Origin of the sequence: Campylobacter concisus (genome assembly GCF_002913745.1) — a bacterium.
Taxonomy (GTDB): Bacteria; Campylobacterota; Campylobacteria; order Campylobacterales; family Campylobacteraceae; genus Campylobacter_A; species Campylobacter_A concisus_R.
Window position 1 is genome coordinate 1 of the sequence record NZ_PPCG01000025.1, and the last position, 5,569, is coordinate 5,569.

Annotated in this window: 2 tRNA genes and 3 rRNA genes; all 5 read left to right on the forward strand. The window is 45.1% G+C overall.

Annotation, left to right across the window (positions count from 1 at the left end):
• Nucleotides 1-174: 174 nt before the first annotated feature.
• The 5 genes from CYO90_RS03280 (at nt 175) to rrf (ending at nt 5,534) form a co-directional block, all read left to right on the forward strand.
• A 16S ribosomal RNA gene (locus CYO90_RS03280) occupies nt 175-1,685 on the forward strand.
• Between the two features lie 94 nt (nt 1,686-1,779).
• Nucleotides 1,780-1,856: transfer RNA gene (locus CYO90_RS03285), tRNA-Ile, on the forward strand.
• Between the two features lie 12 nt (nt 1,857-1,868).
• Nucleotides 1,869-1,944, forward strand: a tRNA-Ala gene (locus CYO90_RS03290).
• Between the two features lie 433 nt (nt 1,945-2,377).
• A 23S ribosomal RNA gene (locus CYO90_RS03295) occupies nt 2,378-5,282 on the forward strand.
• A gap of 133 nt (nt 5,283-5,415) precedes the next feature.
• Nucleotides 5,416-5,534 (forward strand): 5S ribosomal RNA (gene rrf / locus CYO90_RS03300).
• Together the 16S, 23S and 5S rRNA genes with 2 tRNA genes alongside form the textbook arrangement of a ribosomal RNA operon.
• The last annotated feature ends 35 nt before the right edge of the window (nt 5,535-5,569 follow it).

Below are 5,569 nucleotides of genomic sequence, written 5' to 3' on the forward strand. Positions count from 1 at the left end.
GTTCTTTTAACTTACAATTGTTAAACTATTAGTCAATCTTTGAAATCTAAACAAGTGATCGATTGAGCCAGTCTATTATGATTAAATAATAGATTAGACAAACTAATATAAAAACTAAAAGTTTTTTTGATTAAAAACTTCATAATAAAAATCCTATCTATTAGATAGGTAATTAATATGGAGAGTTTGATCCTGGCTCAGAGTGAACGCTGGCGGCGTGCCTAATACATGCAAGTCGAACGGACAAGTAAGAGCTTGCTCTTATGAGTTAGTGGCGCACGGGTGAGTAATGTATAGCTAATCTGCCCTACACTAGAGGACAACAGTTGGAAACGACTGCTAATACTCTATACTCCTCTCTAGCATAAGTTAGATAGGGAAAGTTTTTCGGTGTAGGATGAGGCTATATTGTATCAGCTAGTTGGTGAGGTAATGGCTCACCAAGGCTATGACGCATAACTGGTCTGAGAGGATGATCAGTCACACTGGAACTGAGACACGGTCCAGACTCCTACGGGAGGCAGCAGTAGGGAATATTGCTCAATGGGGGAAACCCTGAAGCAGCAACGCCGCGTGGAGGATGACACTTTTCGGAGCGTAAACTCCTTTTGTTAGGGAAGAACAATGACGGTACCTAACGAATAAGCACCGGCTAACTCCGTGCCAGCAGCCGCGGTAATACGGAGGGTGCAAGCGTTACTCGGAATCACTGGGCGTAAAGGACGCGTAGGCGGATTATCAAGTCTCTTGTGAAATCCTATGGCTTAACCATAGAACTGCTTGGGAAACTGATAATCTAGAGTGAGGGAGAGGCAGATGGAATTGGTGGTGTAGGGGTAAAATCCGTAGAGATCACCAGGAATACCCATTGCGAAGGCGATCTGCTGGAACTCAACTGACGCTAATGCGTGAAAGCGTGGGGAGCAAACAGGATTAGATACCCTGGTAGTCCACGCCCTAAACGATGTATACTAGTTGTTGCTAAGCTAGTCTTGGCAGTAATGCACCTAACGGATTAAGTATACCGCCTGGGGAGTACGGTCGCAAGATTAAAACTCAAAGGAATAGACGGGGACCCGCACAAGCGGTGGAGCATGTGGTTTAATTCGAAGATACGCGAAGAACCTTACCCGGACTTGATATCTAACAAATCATCTAGAGATAGAAGAGTGTCTGCTTGCAGAAATGTTAAGACAGGTGCTGCACGGCTGTCGTCAGCTCGTGTCGTGAGATGTTGGGTTAAGTCCCGCAACGAGCGCAACCCACGTCATTAGTTGCTAACAGTTCGGCTGAGCACTCTAATGAGACTGCCTTCGTAAGGAGGAGGAAGGTGTGGACGACGTCAAGTCATCATGGCCCTTATGTCCGGGGCGACACACGTGCTACAATGGCATATACAATGAGAAGCAATATCGCGAGATGGAGCAAATCTATAAAATATGTCCCAGTTCGGATTGGAGTCTGCAACTCGACTCCATGAAGCCGGAATCGCTAGTAATCGTAGATCAGCCATGCTACGGTGAATACGTTCCCGGGTCTTGTACTCACCGCCCGTCACACCATGGGAGTTGATTTCACTCGAAGCCGGAATACTAAATTAGTTACCGTCCACAGTGGAATCAGCGACTGGGGTGAAGTCGTAACAAGGTAACCGTAGGAGAACCTGCGGTTGGATCACCTCCTTTCTAGAGTACATATAGATATTCTCTCACAAGATATCTATAAGAAAGATATTCTCAATCATCCTTGTTTAGTTTTGAAAGATTGATAGACCTATAGGGGCCTATAGCTCAGCTGGTTAGAGTGCACCCCTGATAAGGGTGAGGTCACAAGTTCAAGTCTTGTTAGGCCCACCAGAGAATTTAATTGGGGAATTAGCTCAGCTGGGAGAGCGCCTGCTTTGCACGCAGGAGGTCAGCGGTTCGATCCCGCTATTCTCCACCATAAAATAGTTTAACAGTAAAAGTCTATATTAAGTGTTTTTAGAAACATTTACTTTAGACTTTTAAGCGTCTTAATCTTTATTGATTACGAAGTTGCCGAAAGCAACTTTGTGCTTTAGGGGTTTCCAAAGGGTATAACTCTTTGGTCGTAAAGACTAGCTTGCTAGTCTGCGAAGTCTAAATGTTCTTTTAATTAATATTGTTAATAGTCACAAGCAAGTTTTAAAAACAATTTTACAGGACTTGTTAAAGATTTAAATTTCTATTCTCTTTGCATTTAATGCAAAAGTTTGACATCACAATCTATTTAGGATTTAAAACTTATCTAAATAGTAGTCAATGCTTTCCGTCTTGAGAGCTAGAATTTAAATGTAGTAACATAAAGTTATCTTTAACAAGGAAGTGATGCGAATTAGAATAATCTAATATAGAAAAGGTAAGCTACAAAGAGCAAGTGGTGGATGCCTTGGCTAGTAGAGGCGATGAAAGACGTGCCAGGCTGCGATAAGTCTCGGGGAGCCGTCAAGGGGCTTTGATCCGGGAATTTCTGAATGGGGCAACCCAACTAATAGAGATATTAGTTACCGTATAACGGAGCGAACGAGGGGAATTGAAACATCTTAGTACCCTCAGGAAAAGAAATCAAAAGAGATTACGCTAGTAGCGGCGAGCGAACGCGTAAGAGGGCAAACCACTAGTTTACTAGTGGGGTTGTAGGACTGCAATATAGACTAAACTTAGCTAATAGAACGACCTGGAAAGGTTAGGCACAGAGGGTGATACCCCCGTATATGAAAGCTTTGTTTTACTTAGCAGTATCCTGAGTAGGGCGGAACACGTGATATTCTGTCTGAAGCTGGGTAGACCACTATCCAACCCTAAATACTACTACTAGACCGATAGTGCACAAGTACCGTGAGGGAAAGGTGAAAAGAACTGAGGTGATCAGAGTGAAATAGAACCTGAAACCATTTGCTTACAATCATTCAGAGCCCTATGATTTATCAGGGTGATGGACTGCCTTTTGCATAATGAGCCTGCGAGTTGTGATGTCTGGCAAGGTTAAGGAAACCCGGAGCCGTAGCGAAAGCGAGTCTTAATAGGGCGTTTAGTCAGACGTTGCAGACCCGAAACGATGTGATCTATCCATGAGCAGGTTGAAACCGGTGTAAGAGCCGGTGGAGGACCGAACCCGCTAGCGTTGAAAAGCTATGGGATGACTTGTGGATAGGGGTGAAAGGCCAATCAAACATCGTGATAGCTGGTTCTCTCCGAAATATATTTAGGTATAGCGTCATGTAGTAACACTAGGGGGTAGAGCACTGAATGGGCTAGGGCATACACCAATGTACCAAACCCTATCAAACTCCGAATACCTAGTGTGTAATCATGGCAGTCAGGCGGCGAGTGATAAAATCCGTCGTCGAGAGGGGAACAACCCAGACTAACAGCTAAGGTCCCTAAATCTCATTTAAGTGGAAAACGATGTGGAGTTACTTAAACAACCAGGAGGTTGGCTTAGAAGCAGCCATCCTTTAAAGAAAGCGTAATAGCTCACTGGTCTAGTGATTCTGCGCGGAAAATATAACGGGGCTAAAATGAGTACCGAAGCTTTAGACTTAGTTTTACTAAGTGGTAGGAGAGCGTTGTATTTGCGTTGAAGGTATACCGGTAAGGAGTGCTGGAGCGAATACAAGTGAGCATGCAGGCATGAGTAGCGATAATTGGGGTGAGAATCCCCAACGCCGTAAACCCAAGGTTTCCTACGCGATGCTCGTCATCGTAGGGTTAGCCGGGTCCTAAGCAAAGTCCGAAAGGGGTATGCGATGGAAAATTGGTTAATATTCCAATGCCAACTATAATGTGCGATGGAAGGACGCTTAGAGTTAGAGGAGCCAGCGGATGGTAGTGCTGGTCGAAAGGTGCAGGTTGGAGTTCAGGCAAATCCGAACTCCTTTAAGCCGAGGCCTTATAGGTGCGTGAAGTTTTTCGGAATGAATCGTAAATCCTTGATACTGTCGAGCCAAGAAAAGTTTCTAAGTTTAGTTATAGTTGCCCGTACCGTAAACCGACACAGGTGGGTGGGATGAGTATTCTAAGGCGCGTGGAAGAACTCTCTTCAAGGAACTCTGCAAAATAGCACCGTATCTTCGGTATAAGGTGTGCCTAACTTTGTGAAGGATTTACTCCGTAAGCATTGAAGGTTACAACAAAGAGTCCCTCCCGACTGTTTACCAAAAACACAGCACTCTGCTAACTCGTAAGAGGATGTATAGGGTGTGACGCCTGCCCGGTGCTCGAAGGTTAATTGATGACGTTAGCTCTGCGAAGCGTTTGATCGAAGCCCGAGTAAACGGCGGCCGTAACTATAACGGTCCTAAGGTAGCGAAATTCCTTGTCGATTAAATATCGACCTGCATGAATGGCGTAACGAGATGGGAGCTGTCTCGAAGAGGGATCCAGTGAAATTGTAGTGGAGGTGAAAATTCCTCCTACCCGCGGCAAGACGGAAAGACCCCGTGGACCTTTACTACAGCTTGACACTGCTATTGGGATAAAAATGTGCAGGATAGGCGGGAGGCTTTGATCCATAGACGCCAGTTTATGGTGAGCCATTGTTGAGATACCGCTCTTTTTTATTCTGATAGCTAACTAGCTTGAGTTATCCTCAAGTAGGACAATGTCTGGTGGGTAGTTTGACTGGGGCGGTCGCCTCCCAAAATGTAACGGAGGCTTACAAAGGTTGGCTCAGAACGGTTGGAAATCGTTCGTAGAGTATAAAGGCATAAGCCAGCTTAACTGCGAGACATACACGTCAAGCAGAGACGAAAGTCGGTCTTAGTGATCCGGTGGTTCTGTGTGGAAGGGCCATCGCTCAAAGGATAAAAGGTACCCCGGGGATAACAGGCTGATCTCCCCCAAGAGCTCACATCGACGGGGAGGTTTGGCACCTCGATGTCGGCTCATCGCATCCTGGGGCTGGAGCAGGTCCCAAGGGTATGGCTGTTCGCCATTTAAAGCGGTACGCGAGCTGGGTTCAGAACGTCGTGAGACAGTTCGGTCCCTATCTGCCGTGGGCGCAAGAAGATTGAGGAGAGTTGACCCTAGTACGAGAGGACCGGGTCGAACCAACCACTGGTGTACGAGTTGTCCTGCCAAGGGCACCGCTCGGTAGCTATGTTGGGATGTGATAACTGCTGAAAGCATCTAAGCAGGAAGCCAACTCCAAGATGAATCTTCTTTTAAGAGCTCATATAGACTATGTGTTTGATAGGCTGGGTGTGTAATGGATGAAAGTCCTTTAGCTGACCAGTACTAATAGCTCGTCTGCTTATCTTTTAATAAGCATCACTTCCTTGTTAAGGATAAAAACTTAATAAGATATGTTTTTACAAAACTTTGTTTATGACTTTTAACTTTATCTAGTAGTGTTAAATAAGAGATTTAGCTATTATATCTTTTATTTAACACTGCCCGTGACTATACAGACGAGGAAACGCCTTGCTCCATCTCGAACCAAGAAGCTAAGCTCGTCCTGGCTGATGATACTCTCCCTTACTGGGATGTTGGAAAAGTAGGTCGTTGCGGGCTTTGTTGTTAATCTGCTTTAATTCTTGTATTATTAA